The organism is Ruegeria sp. CDSC002, assembly GCF_059610905.1.
This window is the reverse complement of the sequence record NZ_JBXWOM010000013.1, coordinates 41,642-57,357: the sequence shown is the minus strand read 5'-3', so window position 1 is coordinate 57,357 and position 15,716 is coordinate 41,642. Positions and strand designations below refer to the sequence as shown.

Here is a 15,716-nt window from a genome sequence, read left to right as displayed (position 1 = left end):
CGCTTAGACCTTGTCTTTGTCTGTCTCGGGCGTGACGTCTTTGGCCACCTCGGACGCGTCCTGCTCCAGCTCGTCCGCACCTTCTTTAACGCCCTTCTTGAACGAGGTGATGCCTTTGCCCACTTCGCCCATAAGCGAGCTGATTTTGCCGCGGCCAAACAGCACCAGCACCACAACGGCAATCAGCAGAAGACCGGGAAGTCCGATATTGTTAAGCATGTCTCTTCTCCTTTGAAGTCGGCGCAAGCGCGCCGGGAATGTGATCTGGCACTGTGTTTACGCCCGTGCGGTCCATCGCAAAAGCGTGTCGGCCCGGTTCTGTGCCCAAAAACGAACGGATCACGCGATTGTTGAGGACTCGCAATTCTCAACTGACAGGTTTATGTCAGTTGAGAGCGCGTAGAACGGCCCTGTCCCATCAAAACAGGAGCATGACGTGACACAAATCGCAGAAACCGTAACCTTCAAACTCGCAGCCGATGTAACAGAAGAGGATTTCGTGAACATCATGAAAGGCACCGAATCCTTTGTTCGGAACGCAGATGGCTTTGTCTTTCGGCGCCTCAGCGCAGGGGATGATGGGCTTTGGACCGACACCGTCATCTGGGCAGACATGGATTGCGCTCAATCCGCCGCCGCTGCCTTTCCCAAACAGGACTTCGCCCCCGCGGTCATGGCCGCAATCGCGCCGGACACGGTCACTATGCGCCACGATGCAATCCATTGGACCATCGGAGCGTCATGACACACAGGACATCCCATGCGCCGCTCTGACCGGCTGTTCGATATCATCCAGATCCTGCGCGACGGTAAACTGCACCGTGCGCAGGACATCGCGGACCGGCTTGAGGTGTCGGTCCGTACGATCTATCGCGACATGGATACGCTGGTTGCCTCGGGCGTCCCGGTCGAAGGCGAGCGCGGCGTAGGCTACATGGTGCGCGAGCAGATCACCCTGCCCCCGCTGAACCTGACCCCTGCCGAGCTTGAGGCGTTGAACCTTGGTATGGCCATCGTGGCGGAAGCCGCAGACCCCGACCTCAAGGCCGCAGCCACGTCGCTGGCCGACAAGATCGATGCCGTGTTGCCCACGCAGGTAGTGGCCGAGGCTGACAGTTGGAAATTTGCAGTCTATCCCTTTGCCGATGCGGCGCGTGGGCTGGCGCATATGGCCCCGATCCGCGCCGCCATCAAATCCCGCCAGAAACTCCGTCTGTCTTACCGTCGGATCGACGGCGTTCTGACTGATCGGGTCATACGCCCGCTGCACATGGAATACTGGGGGCGCGTCTGGACCCTGACGGCATGGTGCGAGTTGCGTCAGGGGTTCCGTGTTTTTCGCATAGACCTGATCGAAACAATCTTGCCCCTGCCCGAGGTCTTCGCAGACGAGCCCGGCAAGAGCCTTAGCGATTATGACCCGCACGCCTGACAGGTCTCGTCTTCTCTCGAATACTCTGGCAGAAGGCACATCCCGCTCGGGGCCATAACCCTCACCGCAGATAGGGTTCCGGATCGACAGATTCGAACCCTTTACGCACCTCGAAATGGACGTAGGCATTGTCGCCACCGCGCAAGGAGGCGATCTTTTGGCCGCGCTTGACGCGAGCACCCTTTTTCACAGTGATGTTCTCGACATTCGCGTAGACGGTCAGCAGGTCGCTGTTGTGCTTTACCACAATGATCGGCACTTGATCCGCGTCTGCCGTGATTGCGGCGACGGTGCCCGCAGCGGCAGCGTTAACCGGGCTACCCGGCGAGGCCGCAATGTCGATTCCTTCGTTCGAGCCCTTTTTATAGGTGCGGATGATCGTACCTGTGACAGGCAGTCCAAGCGCAGAATTGCTTTGCGTAGTTGGCGCTTCGGCGGTCACGTCAGGTGCGGGTTCGGCGGGCTTGATGACTTCATCCGGCAAAGGTTGCGTCGCGCTGGGCGGCGTCGGTGTCGGCGATCCCTGCCCAGGTTGGGTGATCGTAGTCGCAGGGACTGTTGTCACGGCGGCCGCCTCCTGACGGGGCGCAGGCTGGTTCTTGATAGGAATCAGCAGAAACTGTCCTTCACGCACGGTAAAGTCCGACCCCAACCCGTTCCACTCGGCCAAGGCATCTACCGGCACGTTATACAGGCGCGCGATCGTATACGCGGTTTCGCCGCGCTTGACCTTGTGGCGAATGGGTTCGGGTCCCGCCGGCGCAGGGGCCGGAGCAGGCGCGGCGGTTGGTTGCGCCGGTTCCAGCGTCGATGTGCGCACCGACCCATCCGCCGGAGCTGCGTCAATCGCAGTGCCTGCAATTGTCGCGATATCGACAGAACTGGCCGCGCTGACAGTACGGGGCAAGGCCACCACTTCGCCATCACGCAGTTGGTCCGCAGCTTGCAATCCGTTAAAACGCGCGACTTCCGCTGCCGGTAATCCGACCCGGGCGGCGACATCGCCAACCGTGTCGCCCCGGCGCGCAACGGCCACTTGATAATTGGGATAGGTGATCACGCCACGCGCATCCGGTGCCGGCCGGTTGGCAGTGGCCGCCTGCGCCGCATCGGCCGTGGAAAAACCACCGACATTGCCGCGCAGATCATAATCTATGGGGCCTTCGCATCCCGCGAGGAACGCCAAGGACGCAACACCTGCTGCGACTGCTGATTTGGAAACTGCTCTCATTTTACTGTCCTCACCGCCTGCCCCTGTTGTCCGGGATTCCAGCGCTTATCGCGAAATATTTCTTTACGCTCCGTCTTTGCCAAGCCCTTCTAGCAGGGGCACGAACCGAACGGGCAACAATTCATCATAGTCCAGGCCGGTCTCAGTGCGTCTGACCCGGATCAGGGTCTGAACCGCATCCGACTGTCCCACCGGCAAAACCATGATACCGCCGATTTTGAGCTGCGCCAAGAGCGGCCCGGGCGGGTCCTCAGCGGCGGCGGTCACAATGATACGATCAAACGGGGCTTGTTCCGACAAACCGAACGATCCGTCAGACAGCATCGCCGTCACATTGGTCATTCCCAATTCTCGAAACAGCTCGCCGGTTTCGCGCACCAGACGTTTATGACGTTCGACCGTATAGACCCGGCGCGCCAGCTTGGACAGAACCGCCGCCTGATAGCCCGAGCCTGTACCAACTTCCAGCACCGTGTCACGAGGGCGCACATCCAGCGCCTGCGTCATCAGCCCCACAACCGAAGGCTGGCTGATCGTCTGGCCACAGGCGATCGGCAGCGGTGTATCCTCATAAGCGCGCTCGGCGAACAGACCCTTGACGAAACGGCCCCGATCGACCTGTTCCATCGCAGCCAGAACGCGCGCATCCGTTACCCCGCGCGACCGCAGGGCAAAGAGGAACTGCATGGTTGTTTCTGGATCAAGTCCGCTCATTCGATCGACTTCAGTTGTTCCAGAACGTCATGGGCCGTCAGGTCCGCACGCATCGGTGTGACCGAGATGTAGCCCCCAAGATTTACCGCCGCATCCGTGCCGGGTGCGGTCGGGTTGTGCTGATAGCCGCCCTTGATCCACAGGAACCGCCGACCCGAGGGCGAGCTGTGCGGTTCAACCGTGAAATTGGTATCCCGGCGAAAACCCTGCGGCGCGATGCGCGTCCCCAGAACCTCATCCGCCGGCACAGGTGGGAAATTCACGTTGTAAAACAGGCGGTAATCGCCCTGCTCTTCAGGCGTTGCTTTCAGAATTCGCCGCACGAGGTCGGCCCCGTAACGCGTTGCAGCCTCAAAAGGATCATCCAGACCCAGATTGCGCGGTCCGAAATACTGCGACAAGGCAATCGCAGGAATACCCTGCAGGGCGGCTTCCATCGCCCCACCCACCGTGCCGGAATACAGCGTGTTCTCGGCCGAATTGTTGCCCCGGTTCACTCCGGACAAAACCAGATCCGGCGGCGTGTCCTTCATGACGTCGTGCAGCCCGGCCAACACACAGTCAGCGGGTGAGCCTTCGGCGGCATAGCGGCGTTCGACGAGCTTAGCGACCATCATCGGGTGGGTATAGCTGATGCAGTGGCCGACACCCGATTGTTCGAACGCAGGTGCCACGACCCAAACCTCACCATCCGGGCCTGCCAAATCGGCGGCAATCGCCTCAAGTGCGATCAGCCCCGGGGCATTGATCCCGTCATCATTGGTCAGAAGTATACGCATAAGCCCCATCCACCCGGCGTTTTGCCCTTGATAGACCCGCCCCCGCGTCGCGGCAAGCAAAGCGCGCGTCCAATCTGATGCTTTCGCGCACCACTTGGCGCTAAACTGTGACTTTCCAGCCTAAACCGGGAAAACGAAACACCTGTCACGGCGGATGGTCAGCCACATGACCCGTCCCGGACTGGGAACAAAGACATTGGGCACCGTCGCCCTCAGGATCGAGCCGTCATGGTCCATCCGAAATTCAACAAGGCTTTCGTTGCCCAAAAACCGTGCCCGCTCGACCACGCCCCGCGCGGCAACGCCGTCAGTCGGTGTCGGCAGCGGCCCCTTGCCGTTACGGTCAAAGTCCAGCCGCACGTGCTGTGGGCGGAATACGATTTCGACATCTGTATTATCCGGAACACCGGGTGCCAGAAATTGCCCGAATGGCGTTTCGGCCAAGGCGCCATTCACTTTGGATTGCAAAACATTGATATCACTAAAAAACGCCACCGCTGCTTTGTCCGCCGGGCGGGTGAAGACGTTGTAGGGCGCGCCTTGTTGCACGACTTTTCCCCGCCGCATCAGGGCGATTTCATCCGCCATGCGCATCGCTTCTTCCGGCTCATGCGTGACAAGAACAACAGCGGCATCCTCTTCCTTGAGGATCGCAAGCGTTTCATCCCGAATGCCGTCCCGCAACCGGTTGTCGAGGCCCGAGAAAGGCTCGTCCATCAACATGATCCGCGGACGCGGGGCCAATGCGCGGGCCAGTGCCACACGTTGCTGCTCGCCACCTGACAGATGATGCGGGTAGTCGTCGACGAAACGCATCAGGTCAACCTTGCGCAGCAGCGCTTCGACGCGGGCGCGTTTTTCGTCCCTATGCCCCTTCAGGCCAAAGGCCACATTGTCGGCAACGCTGAGATGCGGAAACAGGGCAAAGTCCTGAAACATCAGCCCTATTTCGCGCCGCTCGGGCGGCACACGAAACACCGTGTCACAGATCAACTTGCCATCGACATAGATTTCACCGGATTCCTGCATCTCGACCCCGGCGATCATGCGCAGGGTTGTCGACTTGCCGCAGCCCGAAGGCCCCAACAGACAGGTCACCTGCCCCGCCCGCACCATCAGCGAGACGTCATCCACAACAACCCGCCCTTCATACCGGGCGATCAGATTTCGGATTTCCAACCGAGGAGGAGTAGCGTTTTCTGTCACCGATGGGCCCCGTTGCATTTCCCGATCAATTCCATCGGGCTTAGGCGGGGATAACAACCCCGCCCCTCAGGTGCAAGAGATCAGCAACAGCCGCTGGATGGAGCCTCGCCCATGGCTTCAAACGGGCTTTCACCACCGCAGCCTTCGAAAATCCCGTAGTGGGTCGAGAAATCGCCAATGAAGTTGAAATGCCGGGCAAAACGGGTGTCTTTCAACATCATCCACGTGTTGCCGCAGACAGGAAAGACCTTACCTGCCTCGATCGCGTGGTGATCATCCAGTTCGAACAGATGCGGGGCGTTCGGGATGGTGCCCTTGTAGATCACGGCCTGGCCGTAATCCTCACACGCAGGCTCCAACTCGGACAGCTTGAACAGACGGTAGGTGGCGGACAGGAATTTAAGAGGCGCAACACTCTCTTCGAGCACCGCGTTTTCAATAGTCAGCGGACGATGCGTGACCCGGCGCGGGTCGCCAAAGCCAGCCTTGCGCGACATCGACAGAAAATCGTTCCAGTACAACGCGCCTGACAAGCATTCGCCGTACAGAACCTCATCCTCGGCCATCTCTTTGGGCACGCGGCGGTCTGAATAGACGTCCGAGAAATACATCTCGCCCCCGTCTTTCAACAACCGGTGCGCACCGCGCAAAACAGCCTCTTTATCGGTGGCCAGATTGATCACGCAGTTCGAGACGATAATGTCAAAAGAACCGGGTTCCAGATCAAGCTCATCCAGCTTTTCGATATAGCCATGGTGAAATTCTACATTGCTGGCAGAATGCCCAAAGGCCTGCGCGTGATAGTCCTGATGCGCGAGCGCGATGTCCAGTTGCTCCGGCGTCATGTCCACACCGACAACGCGCCCCTTTTCGCCTACCATTGCAGACAAGGCATAAACATCACGTCCTGCACCGCAGCCGAGATCCAGAATGCTCATCCCCTCAAGGTCGTGCGGAGCGATCAGACCGCAGCCATAGTAGCGCGTCAGAACTTCATCATGAATTTTCGACAGGATCTTTTTGACATGATCCGGCATGTCATCAGGCGTACAACACGCGTTTGTCTGTAAGTCCGAGCTGCCCTGCAGGACTTCGCCATAGTAATTCTGCACTGCCTCATGCTTCATCGCGGTTATCCTTCTGTCTGATGGCTGCATAGCAGCTAATGCAGCGTGGGGCTTGGCGCAATCCGGGCCTTTAGAATCTGACGAAAGCGTGAGGGCGTGTAGGGGTTATGCCAGCAGTTCGAAATCAACGCCCGCGCGCAGTTTGCCGTTCACCTGTATCTCAAGCCGATGCGCACCGGGGATAAGTTTGAACGTGGTCGCGTCACCTTTAAGCTTATGCTTTTTGGTCAGGGTAAGAGCACCATCTACCAAAGTGGACTGTTTCAGCTTGTGCACTTTGGCTGAGGTTTTACCACCAGGCCTTTGAAAATGAACAATGTAATCCACCAAAACAGGTTGGTCGCCGTTTCCACTCAGCATTACATCGAATTCCAGCGCGCCGCCGATCTGGGCATCACCCTTGATGGTGACATCGGCCGAAACCTTCGCATCCGGGTCAAAGCCCAGCATTTTCATGGCGCGCGGATGGCCTGCTTTCACAAGCCCGCGCAAGGTGTGCGAGGTCATCCAGTCCATCTCGGCCTGATCCTGCCGCCCGTTCCTGCCCCAATCCTGCAACCGGTCCAAAACCAGATCGGGGTCTTTCTTGGTGATGTCATTCAGGTGGTTGGCCACCGACCGCGTGACATATCGCGTCCCATCGGCATGCAGCCGATCCAGTAGAGGCAGCGGATCGGTCAGGTCCAGCCCCACCGCCTGCCCCCAAGGCAAACGCGGTCTTGTGCCTTCGCTGACCAGCCGGCGCACGTGATAGCTGTCATGCGCGCACCACTCCTGCATCCGCGCCAACACCTGTTCCTGATGGGTGTTGAGGAACGGACGTATGGCCCATTCCATTGAAAACCTTTGGGTCAGTTCCTCAAGAACATCCAATGACTGCCTCGGATGATCCAGCCCCACGGCAACAACCCAGTCACCCAGCGGAGCAAAGATGAAATCACCAAAATCATCATCCGTTTTGCCGGGATCCAAAGGCGGCGGCAAAGCGCGCAGCAGCGTTGATGCGATCTGAGGCAAGTCGCCCGGCACCGCCTGTTGCAGGCATTCAGCGATCCAGGCCATCCTCTCTTTCAGTTCCAGATCCAGCAGACGCGACATGACCTGCGCCTCAAACGCCTCGGCATCAAAGGACGGGTCCGCACCCGCGAAAAGCCCCGCCAAATAGCGGGTCTTTTCGGCATTAAACAGTTGATCTTTAAGTGAGAAGTTTTGAGCCATGATCACATCGTCAGATTGGTGGCGCCACCATCCAGCAGTATGTTCTGCCCGACAATGAAACCGGCATTCTGCGAACACAGGAACGCACAGGCTGCGCCAAACTCTTCACGCGTTCCATACCGGCGCGCCGGGATGGTTGCCGCGCGTTCAGCGCGCGCCTCGTCCATCGAAATTCCTTTTTGCGCCGCGACACCACCATCCAATGAGTCCGCCCGGTCAGTGGCGTGAATGCCCGGCAGCAAGTTGTTGATCGTCACACCTTTTGGTGCAACCTGACGCGCAGTTCCGGCAACATAACCTGTCAGTCCGGTGCGGGCTGCATTCGACAGACCCAGCGCAGGGATCGGTGCACGCACAGATTGCGAGGTGATATTCACCACCCGGCCCCAGCCCTTGTCCATCATCCCCGGCAACAGTGCCTTCATGAAGGCAATCGGCGTCAGCATGTTAGAGTCCAGCGCCTTAATAAAATCGTCACGATCCCAGTCCGACCACAAACCGGGCGGCGGACCACCGGCATTTGTCACAAGAATATCAACATTCTGCGCGACTTTTATCACCTGTTCTTGCCCGTCAACCGAGGTCACATCGCAGGCGACAGTTTGCACGTCCACCCCATGTTCAGATCGCAGGCGCGTGGCCTCGGCTTCCAAAGCCTCAGACCCGCGCGCGTTCATCACCAGATCAACGCCGGCCGCTGCAAGCGCCTCGGCACAGCCCAGACCCAGACCTTTGCTGCTGGCACAAACCAGCGCGCGCTTTCCTCTAATTCCCAGATCCATCTGATCCTCCCTGTCTTTGCCGCACATCTAGCACCAGCCTTTCAGGGAAGACCAGAAACCAAAACACGTTAGTAAAAGAACTCTTCGCGCACGATCTTGCCATCCGCGACGTGGTAAATGGCGACTTCGCGCATATCAAAGCTGTCACCGCTTTCCAGCACAGTACCCTTCACTTCAAAAATTACGGCAAAGCGGTCCACACCATGCACAAATGGATCACTTACTGAAGCTTCGGTTACATCATGTGCGCCTTCCCACCATTCATGTTTGCCGCGGATTGCGTCGCGCCCGGCGACTTCGCGCCCCATACCCGAGTAATCCACAGCTTCGACAGAAACGGCATTGTCTGCATAGAGCTTATCCAAATTCGCTTTGGCCCGGCCCTCGCGGCAACCAGCGACCAGTTCGTTTGCGATTTCTTTTAAATTCATCACACCTCTCCATCATTTGTTCACTATATGTTCTTTTTGCCAGTATCAGGCGATTCTGAACACCCCCTTTGTCTTGCCTCGGCAGAATTCCCCGCATATACGCGCGTTCATGCTTGATATCGCCTCGAACCAACCCGTTTTGCCGCCCGAGATCGCCCGGCGCCGGACATTCGCCATCATCTCGCACCCGGATGCGGGCAAAACGACGCTGACTGAAAAGTTCCTGTTGTACGGGGGCGCTATTCAGATGGCCGGTCAGGTGCGCGCCAAGGGCGAAGCCCGGCGCACCCGTTCGGACTTCATGCAGATGGAGAAGGATCGCGGCATCTCGGTTTCCGCATCGGCGATGTCTTTTGACTATGACACCTTCAGGTTCAATCTGGTGGATACGCCCGGCCACAGTGATTTCTCTGAAGACACCTATCGCACGCTGACCGCTGTGGACGCCGCCGTGATGGTCATCGACGGCGCGAAAGGTGTGGAAAGCCAGACGCAGAAACTGTTCGAGGTCTGTCGCCTGCGTGATCTGCCGATCCTGACCTTCTGTAACAAGATGGACCGCGAAAGCCGCGATACGTTCGAGATCATCGACGAAATTCAGGAAATGCTGGCCATTGACGTCACGCCTGCCGCGTGGCCCATCGGCGTCGGCCGCGATTTCATCGGCTGCTACGACATGCTGCGCGACCGGTTGGAGCTGATGGACCGCGCCGACCGTAACAAAGTGGCCGAAAGCATCGAGATCAACGGTCTTGATGACCCCAAGCTCGCGGAACACGTACCCGAGCACCTGCTGGAGAAGTTCCTAGAAGAGGTCGAGATGGCGCGGGAGCTGCTGCCCGCCATGGACCCGCAGGCGGTGCTTGAGGGGCATATGACCCCGATCTGGTTCGGTTCGGCGATCAACTCGTTCGGTGTCAAGGAACTGATGGAGGGCATCGGCGCTTATGGCCCGCAGCCGCAAATCCAGTCTGCCGAACCGCGTCAAATCGCACCGGATGAAAAGAAGGTCGCCGGTTTTGTCTTCAAGGTTCAGGCAAATATGGACCCAAAGCACCGCGACCGCGTCGCCTTTGTTCGCATGGCATCGGGCCATTTCAAGCGTGGTATGAAGCTGACCCACGTGCGATCGAAAAAGCCGATGGCGATTTCGAACCCTGTGCTGTTTCTGGCGTCCGACCGCGAACTGGCCGAAGAGGCCTGGGCCGGTGATATCATCGGCATCCCCAACCACGGGCAATTGCGCATCGGCGACACGCTGACCGAAGGCGAAGCGATCCGGGTGACCGGCATCCCGTCCTTCGCGCCGGAACTGCTGCAAACCGTGCGCCCGGGCGATCCAATGAAGGCCAAGCATCTGGAAAAGGCTCTGATGCAATTTGCCGAGGAAGGTGCCGCCAAGGTGTTCAAACCTTCGATCGGGTCAGGCTTCATCGTCGGCGTCGTCGGCGCGTTGCAATTCGAAGTGCTCGCCAGCCGGATTGAGATGGAATACGGCCTGCCAGTGCGCTTTGAGGCGTCGCAATTCACCTCGGCCCGCTGGGTCAGCGGCGGCAAAGCCGAAGTCGAGAAGTTCGTCGAAGCCAACAAGCAGCACATCGCCCATGATCATGACGGCGATATCGTTTATCTGACGCGCCTGCAGTGGGACATCGACCGGGTCGTCCGCGACTACCCCGAACTGAACCTGACGGCCACGAAAGAGATGATGGCGTGATGGCACGGGCCGAAAGCACGAATGGATGATGATCTAACGTATTCGGGTGGCTTGCCCGCCCTGCAAGACAGGTTCGAAAGGCGACGAGCGCCTTTCGACTTCTCGGACGAGGTACTGCCAGCAGAAGATGTCGATCTGACCCATTTGACGCGTCAGATTGTTCCTGAAAGCGCGACACGGCCGCAACCCGGCCAGGCGGATACATCCTGGACGCGCAAACGCCGACACATCGCGCAGGAATTCGTCGGAAAATCTGAACTGGCGTTTCTGAACGCGCAGCTTATTTCGAACTTGCGGAAACGATCCTGGCCGAACCACGCCCCCGCCTTGTTTTGCCGGTTGTGGGCCGAGCATTCGGATCATCTGTTCAAGGCTTTGAATCGCGATCCCGGGACAGTGTTCCGGCGCCTGGCCAAAATGCGTGAGACTCGTGCAGCGCGTAGGGAAGCGCGCCAATGACGACCTGGGGTATCGTCTCAATGGTTCGCGGATCGACCCGCGACATACTCAGGTTCGCGGCCCATCACCTCGATCTGGGTGCGGATTATCTGTACATTTACCTGGACGAACCCAATCGTGAGGCGCACCGGACGCTGAGGAAACACCCGAAAATCAGGGCGCGAATCTCTGATGATGCCTTTTGGGAGAATCGCAAACGTGACCGCCCGGACCGCCATCAGGTTCGCCAGACGCTTCATGCCACATTCGCCTATCGCAACACCGATCTGGACTGGCTGGCCCATATCGATGTGGATGAGTTTCTGTGGTCCTCAAAACCAATCCCAGATCAGTTGCAATCCGTCCCCGCCGACATCCCTGCCGTCCGCGTCCGGCCGATGGAGGAAATGTCAGGGGGCGAAGATCTGTTCAAAGCACATATCCCCAGCGGACCGGACCGTTCAGCCATAGTGCAGTCGATCTATCCCAACTATGGTGGCTTTGTTCTTGGCGGGTTTCTCAGCCATGTTCAGGGTAAATTATTTGTCCGTACAGGTATGGAAAAGCTGAACTTTCGAATCCACAATTTGTTTCAAAACAAAAAGCTTCTGCCCTGCAAATTTGAACTTCCGGGGTTAGAGCTGTGTCATCGCCACGCCCCGGATTGGAACCACTGGGCGGCGCATTATCAGTTCCGGATGGCGCGTGGGTCCTATCAACCCGGCATGTCCCCTAATGTTCCGCGCGAACTGGGCGGTCTGAACAAGAATGAGCTGTTCAACTGGATCGAGACAGAACAGGGCCAGGACGGCTTGCGCGCGTTCTATGACGAAATTAGCGGTGCCGATCCTGGCGTACGCACACGTCTCGAAGAATATGGGTTGATCCGGCACAGACCGCTGGATCTGGACGCGAAAGTTGTGAAACACTTTCCCGGAAGCTGCTGAATTGTTGCGGAAAATCTGCAGTGGGCGCTAGCGACGTCAGGTTAAGGGCTCTTCATTTGACCCTGCCCCATGATTTTGTTATGTCCGCGCAAAGCCGAAATGCGCGTGACAGCGTATGGCCATCCGGGCCCGGCATTCCTTTGACGCGCGGGCTAGGTCTAGTGTCCGCATGAACCGGACATACATGACAAAATTCAACGAACTGAACCTGAACCCGAAGGTCCTCAAAGCCATTGAGGAAGCCGGATACGAAACGCCCACGCCGATTCAGGAAGGCGCGATACCAGCTGCCCTTGAAGGTCGTGATGTTCTGGGCATTGCTCAGACCGGTACCGGCAAGACGGCCAGCTTTACGCTGCCGATGATCACCTTGCTGGCCCGTGGGCGCGCCCGTGCACGTATGCCGCGCTCGCTAGTGCTGTGCCCGACCCGGGAACTGGCCGCGCAGGTGGCCGAGAATTTCGACACCTACGCCAAACACCTGAAACTGACCAAAGCGCTGTTGATTGGCGGCGTCAGCTTCAAAGAACAGGACGCGTTGATCGACCGGGGCGTTGACGTCCTGATCGCCACGCCAGGTCGCCTGCTGGACCATTTCGAACGCGGCAAGCTTCTTTTGACCGGTGTTCAGATCATGGTTGTCGACGAAGCTGACCGGATGCTGGACATGGGGTTCATCCCCGATATCGAACGCATCTTCTCGCTGACGCCGTTCACGCGCCAGACGTTGTTCTTTTCGGCCACAATGGCCCCCGAGATTGAGCGGATCACCGACACCTTCCTGTCTGCACCCACGCGGGTCGAGGTTGCGCGTCAGGCCACCGCTTCAGAAACTATTGAACAGGGCGTCGTGATGTTCAAAGGCGGTCGTCGGGATCGTGAGGCCAGCCAAAAACGCAATGTCCTGCGGGCACTGATCGACGCTGAAGGCGAAAAATGCACCAACGCCATCATCTTCTGCAACCGCAAGACCGATGTGGATATCTGCGCCAAGTCTCTCAAAAAATACGGCTATGACGCCGCCGCGATCCACGGCGATCTGGATCAATCCCAGCGCACGAAAACACTCGACGGCTTCCGGGATGGGTCTTTGCGCCTACTCGTGGCCTCGGACGTGGCCGCGCGCGGATTGGATGTGCCATCCGTCAGCCATGTGATCAATTTCGACGTCCCCGGTCACCCCGAGGATTACGTCCACCGCATTGGCCGCACCGGTCGCGCCGGGCGAGAGGGCAAGGCGATCACGATCTGCTCTTCCCGCGATGAAAAGGCGCTGGCGGCGGTAGAGAAGTTGATTCAGAAGGAAATTCCCCGTCTGAACAACCCGATTGAGGCGGATGACTCCAAAGCCGATTCCCCAAAAACCGAGAATCGGCCCAAAGCGGCGGACACCAAAAAGTCCGAGCGGCGCAAAAGTGAGCCCCGCACGGAAAGAGAGCCTCGTAAGGATAGAGAACCGCGCAAGGATAGAGAGCCCCGTAAGGACAAAGAGTCCAAAGGCCGCGGTCGCAGAGACGACAGGGGCCCTGCAGTTGTCGGCATGGGCGATCACTTGCCCAGCTTCATCGCCCTCAGCTTTGACGAACGCCGTGCAGGCTAAATCGTAAGCACCAGTGCCAGTATCGAGGCACCAAGCAACGTCATCCCGGCGATCTCGCGCCGGGTGATTCTTTCGCGGAAAAACAAGAGCGAGGCGAACAGGCTGAAGATCAGTTCGACCTGCCCCAGAGCTTTGACATAGGCCGCGTTTTGCAGCGTGAAGGCGAAGAACCAGCAGAACGATCCACATAGACTGGTGAGGCCGACAAAAACGCCCGTTCGGCGTGTGTCCCAAACTGCGCGCAGCTCAGCACGGTCGCGCCATAGCAGCCACAGCCCCATGCTGAAGAATTGGAACGAAACCACCACGGCCAAAGTGACCAGCGCCCGGAACCAGGCGTCTAAATCCCCCAGCTCCAACGAGGCACCGCGATAGCTGACGGATGAGAAAGCAAACAGCACGCCCGAACCCAGCCCAAGACGCGATGCACGGTTGGTGAGATGTGCCCACCAAGCCCCTTCTCCACCAGGGCTTTTCGACAACAGCAAGACAGCCACCAGTCCCAGAACAATCGCAAACAACGCACCCAAAGACACCTTATCGCCCAAGACCAGAAATCCGACGATGGCGGTTTGGATAACTTCGGTCTTCTTGAATGTAATGCCGACGGCAAAATTGCGTTGTTTGAACAAGGCCACCACGCAGATGGTCGCCAATATCTGCGTTGTCCCGCCGATCACTGCAAACAACCAGAACCGCCCGGTTAGGGCCGGTAGGCTGAAACCAGTCAACTGCATCGCCATGAACAGGCCTAGAACGGCCAGTGGCATGGAATAGGCAAACCGCGCAAAAGTCGCGCCGGCTGCCGAAAGTTTCACGGTGCTCAGCGACTTTTGCAGCATGAACCGCACGGTCTGAAATGCCGCGGCGGCGATGGTGATGGGAATCCACAAACTCATGGATTCCCTTGTGTCGTCAAATCAACCCTTTGGCCAGAGCGGATGCTCGACCGGGTCCTTGGTACGCCAGAAATAGGACCGGAAAATCTGCCCGTAAGACCGGTAGACATAAGCGTGGTTGCTGGCCAGATAGCGGTCTTTTCCGGCACGATAAAGCGCAGGCAACCGATACCACGGAGCACCGGGATTCATGTGATGAACGACGTGCAGATTGTTGTTCAGAAACAAAAAAGCCAACAATCCACGATCTTCGACGATGACGGTTCGGGCGCTGGAGTTTTCGTGCGCTCGGTGTTCAAGAAACGTCCGGATCTTGACCAGGCCCAAGCCAATGTAAGCAGACAGAACAAAGGCCCATACAGGCATTGGAGACCCAGCAACCACCCACAAAACCGCGGCCACCCCAACCAGGTGCAGCCCCCATGCCAACAGTACGGCTCTGTCTCCGCGTTTGGCGCCGCGCAACTCATCCCGAAAGAAGAGATACTGACCAATCGTCGGGCCCAACACCATGCGCCCAAGTAGTGTGTTGTTCGCCCTCAGCAGCCGCTTTTGCCAACCTTTGAGCGTATTCCAAACCTTCGGGTCCAGATAGTTCGACTCGGGGTCGTCATAGGGGTCAGTCAGCGTCGAATCCCTGTGATGCGCCAGATGCAGATCGCGGAACCGGTTGTATGGAATGAACAAGGTTAGCGGCAGTGCCATCAGCGCCTCGTTCACCCAGCGCGTACGGAACGGGTGCCCGTGCAGCGCCTCGTGCGTCAGCGACGAGTGCAGCGCCGCGACCAAGCCCATGGCGGGGATAGCCAGCCAGACGGGAAGTGTGAATATCACCGCCAGCCATGCTGCATAACACGCAATGATCAGGGCAAAGGTGCCCCACTCGGGACCCGGCCGCTCAGACATTTCGGCCCCATGTGATGCCTGCCCAGACACGCTCATAGATCACGTACATCGTCAGGCCGATGCCCGTGTTCACAATCGCCAACGTCCCACCAACTGCGGCAGAACCTGTCGCGATCAGACCCACCAGAGTCATCATGACCAGGCCCATCGCATTCCACACCACAGCCTTCACGACCGATCTTCGTCGCGTTTCCATTCCGTCACCCATATTATTGTTATGCTTTAAGAATTACGGATCGTGGCCGAGTTGAAAATTCTGAATATGATTAACAAAATTCATCATCCATGA

18 protein-coding genes are annotated in these 15,716 nt (G+C 58.2%); 6 read left to right on the top strand and 12 right to left on the bottom strand.

Annotation, left to right across the window (positions count from 1 at the left end; genetic code table 11):
* Positions 1 to 3: 3 nt before the first annotated feature.
* Positions 4 to 219, bottom strand: coding sequence for a twin-arginine translocase TatA/TatE family subunit (locus tag AC2FJE_RS20205; RefSeq protein ID WP_058271822.1), 216 nt, complete (start codon positions 217 to 219; stop codon positions 4 to 6).
* 217 nt (positions 220 to 436) lie between these two features.
* On the opposite strand from AC2FJE_RS20205, the gene AC2FJE_RS20200 reads away from it, so the two are divergent.
* Both AC2FJE_RS20200 and AC2FJE_RS20195 read left to right on the top strand, forming a co-directional pair.
* Complete coding sequence (locus tag AC2FJE_RS20200) at positions 437 to 745, top strand: hypothetical protein (RefSeq protein WP_496761395.1); 309 nt, start codon at positions 437 to 439, stop codon at positions 743 to 745.
* Positions 746 to 760: 15 nt separating this feature from the next.
* Positions 761 to 1,432 carry a helix-turn-helix transcriptional regulator gene (locus AC2FJE_RS20195; protein WP_108858442.1) on the top strand — a complete coding sequence of 224 codons (672 nt, stop codon included), beginning with the start codon at positions 761 to 763 and terminating at the stop codon, positions 1,430 to 1,432.
* Positions 1,433 to 1,493: 61 nt separating this feature from the next.
* Here AC2FJE_RS20195 and AC2FJE_RS20190 read toward each other — a convergent pair whose 3' ends face one another.
* From AC2FJE_RS20190 to AC2FJE_RS20155, 8 genes are all read right to left on the bottom strand, one after another.
* On the bottom strand, positions 1,494 to 2,663 hold the full coding sequence (locus AC2FJE_RS20190) for a LysM peptidoglycan-binding domain-containing M23 family metallopeptidase (RefSeq protein WP_109311749.1): 1,170 nt from the start codon (positions 2,661 to 2,663) through the stop codon (positions 1,494 to 1,496).
* 63 nt (positions 2,664 to 2,726) lie between these two features.
* Positions 2,727 to 3,377 (bottom strand): protein-L-isoaspartate(D-aspartate) O-methyltransferase, encoded by a 651-nt coding sequence (locus AC2FJE_RS20185; RefSeq protein WP_058271826.1) that lies wholly within the window; start codon positions 3,375 to 3,377, stop codon positions 2,727 to 2,729.
* A complete protein-coding gene (gene surE, locus AC2FJE_RS20180) occupies positions 3,374 to 4,156 on the bottom strand; it encodes a 5'/3'-nucleotidase SurE (protein WP_496754259.1) in 783 nt (260 codons plus the stop codon). Before surE ends, AC2FJE_RS20185 begins: the two co-directional genes overlap by 4 nt.
* Positions 4,157 to 4,276: 120 nt before the next feature.
* A complete protein-coding gene (locus tag AC2FJE_RS20175; RefSeq protein WP_472723896.1) occupies positions 4,277 to 5,380 on the bottom strand; it encodes an ABC transporter ATP-binding protein in 1,104 nt (367 codons plus the stop codon).
* Between the two features lie 62 nt (positions 5,381 to 5,442).
* Positions 5,443 to 6,489: a methyltransferase domain-containing protein gene (locus AC2FJE_RS20170; RefSeq protein ID WP_496754262.1), complete on the bottom strand. Its 1,047-nt coding sequence runs from the start codon at positions 6,487 to 6,489 to the stop codon at positions 5,443 to 5,445.
* Positions 6,490 to 6,594: 105 nt separating this feature from the next.
* Positions 6,595 to 7,707 carry a YhaZ family DNA alkylation repair protein gene (locus tag AC2FJE_RS20165; RefSeq protein ID WP_496754264.1) on the bottom strand — a complete coding sequence of 371 codons (1,113 nt, stop codon included), beginning with the start codon at positions 7,705 to 7,707 and terminating at the stop codon, positions 6,595 to 6,597.
* Positions 7,708 to 7,709: 2 nt separating this feature from the next.
* Complete coding sequence (locus AC2FJE_RS20160; protein WP_496754266.1) at positions 7,710 to 8,489, bottom strand: SDR family oxidoreductase; 780 nt, start codon at positions 8,487 to 8,489, stop codon at positions 7,710 to 7,712.
* 68 nt (positions 8,490 to 8,557) lie between these two features.
* Entirely contained in the window at positions 8,558 to 8,920 is a 363-nt protein-coding gene (locus AC2FJE_RS20155; protein WP_496754268.1) for a SnoaL-like domain-containing protein, read from the bottom strand.
* Between the two features lie 109 nt (positions 8,921 to 9,029).
* Here AC2FJE_RS20155 and AC2FJE_RS20150 point away from each other — a divergent pair, with 109 nt between their 5' ends.
* From AC2FJE_RS20150 to AC2FJE_RS20135, 4 genes are all read left to right on the top strand, one after another.
* The gene (locus AC2FJE_RS20150; RefSeq protein WP_058278118.1) at positions 9,030 to 10,637 is read left to right on the top strand and encodes a peptide chain release factor 3; all 1,608 of its coding nucleotides are present in this window, start codon (positions 9,030 to 9,032) and stop codon (positions 10,635 to 10,637) included.
* A 21-nt stretch (positions 10,638 to 10,658) separates the two neighbouring features.
* The gene (locus AC2FJE_RS20145) at positions 10,659 to 11,096 is read left to right on the top strand and encodes a hypothetical protein (RefSeq protein WP_058271832.1); all 438 of its coding nucleotides are present in this window, start codon (positions 10,659 to 10,661) and stop codon (positions 11,094 to 11,096) included.
* Complete coding sequence (locus tag AC2FJE_RS20140; RefSeq protein ID WP_058271833.1) at positions 11,093 to 12,022, top strand: glycosyltransferase family 2 protein; 930 nt, start codon at positions 11,093 to 11,095, stop codon at positions 12,020 to 12,022. The genes AC2FJE_RS20145 and AC2FJE_RS20140 overlap by 4 nt, the downstream gene beginning before the upstream one ends.
* 184 nt (positions 12,023 to 12,206) lie before the next feature.
* A complete protein-coding gene (locus tag AC2FJE_RS20135) occupies positions 12,207 to 13,622 on the top strand; it encodes a DEAD/DEAH box helicase (RefSeq protein ID WP_496754771.1) in 1,416 nt (471 codons plus the stop codon).
* On the opposite strand, the gene AC2FJE_RS20130 is transcribed toward AC2FJE_RS20135, so the two are convergent.
* The 3 genes from AC2FJE_RS20130 to AC2FJE_RS20120 are packed head-to-tail and all read right to left on the bottom strand — an operon-like array spanning position 13,619 to position 15,623.
* Positions 13,619 to 14,521: an EamA family transporter gene (locus tag AC2FJE_RS20130; protein ID WP_496754271.1), complete on the bottom strand. Its 903-nt coding sequence runs from the start codon at positions 14,519 to 14,521 to the stop codon at positions 13,619 to 13,621. The genes AC2FJE_RS20135 and AC2FJE_RS20130 overlap by 4 nt on opposite strands.
* Positions 14,522 to 14,542: 21 nt before the next feature.
* Complete coding sequence (locus AC2FJE_RS20125) at positions 14,543 to 15,427, bottom strand: fatty acid desaturase (protein WP_496754275.1); 885 nt, start codon at positions 15,425 to 15,427, stop codon at positions 14,543 to 14,545.
* A complete protein-coding gene (locus AC2FJE_RS20120; protein WP_058278218.1) occupies positions 15,420 to 15,623 on the bottom strand; it encodes a DUF2061 domain-containing protein in 204 nt (67 codons plus the stop codon). The genes AC2FJE_RS20125 and AC2FJE_RS20120 overlap by 8 nt, the downstream gene beginning before the upstream one ends.
* Positions 15,624 to 15,716: the final 93 nt, after the last annotated feature.

Bases quoted from the DNA above. Each gene is read 5' to 3' on its own strand.
- AC2FJE_RS20205 (WP_058271822.1), bottom strand. From the start codon at position 219: ATGCTTAACAATATCGGACTTCCCGGTCTTCTGCTGATTGCCGTTGTG.
- AC2FJE_RS20195 (WP_108858442.1), top strand. From the start codon at position 761: ATGCGCCGCTCTGACCGGCTGTTCGATATCATCCAGATCCTGCGCGAC.
- AC2FJE_RS20190 (WP_109311749.1), bottom strand. From the start codon at position 2,663: ATGAGAGCAGTTTCCAAATCAGCAGTCGCAGCAGGTGTTGCGTCCTTG.
- AC2FJE_RS20185 (WP_058271826.1), bottom strand. From the start codon at position 3,377: ATGAGCGGACTTGATCCAGAAACAACCATGCAGTTCCTCTTTGCCCTG.
- surE (WP_496754259.1), bottom strand. From the start codon at position 4,156: ATGCGTATACTTCTGACCAATGATGACGGGATCAATGCCCCGGGGCTG.
- AC2FJE_RS20175 (WP_472723896.1), bottom strand. From the start codon at position 5,380: ATGCAACGGGGCCCATCGGTGACAGAAAACGCTACTCCTCCTCGGTTG.
- AC2FJE_RS20170 (WP_496754262.1), bottom strand. From the start codon at position 6,489: ATGAAGCATGAGGCAGTGCAGAATTACTATGGCGAAGTCCTGCAGGGC.
- AC2FJE_RS20165 (WP_496754264.1), bottom strand. From the start codon at position 7,707: ATGGCTCAAAACTTCTCACTTAAAGATCAACTGTTTAATGCCGAAAAG.
- AC2FJE_RS20160 (WP_496754266.1), bottom strand. From the start codon at position 8,489: ATGGATCTGGGAATTAGAGGAAAGCGCGCGCTGGTTTGTGCCAGCAGC.
- AC2FJE_RS20155 (WP_496754268.1), bottom strand. From the start codon at position 8,920: ATGAATTTAAAAGAAATCGCAAACGAACTGGTCGCTGGTTGCCGCGAG.
- AC2FJE_RS20150 (WP_058278118.1), top strand. From the start codon at position 9,030: ATGCTTGATATCGCCTCGAACCAACCCGTTTTGCCGCCCGAGATCGCC.
- AC2FJE_RS20145 (WP_058271832.1), top strand. From the start codon at position 10,659: ATGGATGATGATCTAACGTATTCGGGTGGCTTGCCCGCCCTGCAAGAC.
- AC2FJE_RS20140 (WP_058271833.1), top strand. From the start codon at position 11,093: ATGACGACCTGGGGTATCGTCTCAATGGTTCGCGGATCGACCCGCGAC.
- AC2FJE_RS20135 (WP_496754771.1), top strand. From the start codon at position 12,207: ATGACAAAATTCAACGAACTGAACCTGAACCCGAAGGTCCTCAAAGCC.
- AC2FJE_RS20130 (WP_496754271.1), bottom strand. From the start codon at position 14,521: ATGAGTTTGTGGATTCCCATCACCATCGCCGCCGCGGCATTTCAGACC.
- AC2FJE_RS20125 (WP_496754275.1), bottom strand. From the start codon at position 15,427: ATGTCTGAGCGGCCGGGTCCCGAGTGGGGCACCTTTGCCCTGATCATT.
- AC2FJE_RS20120 (WP_058278218.1), bottom strand. From the start codon at position 15,623: ATGGAAACGCGACGAAGATCGGTCGTGAAGGCTGTGGTGTGGAATGCG.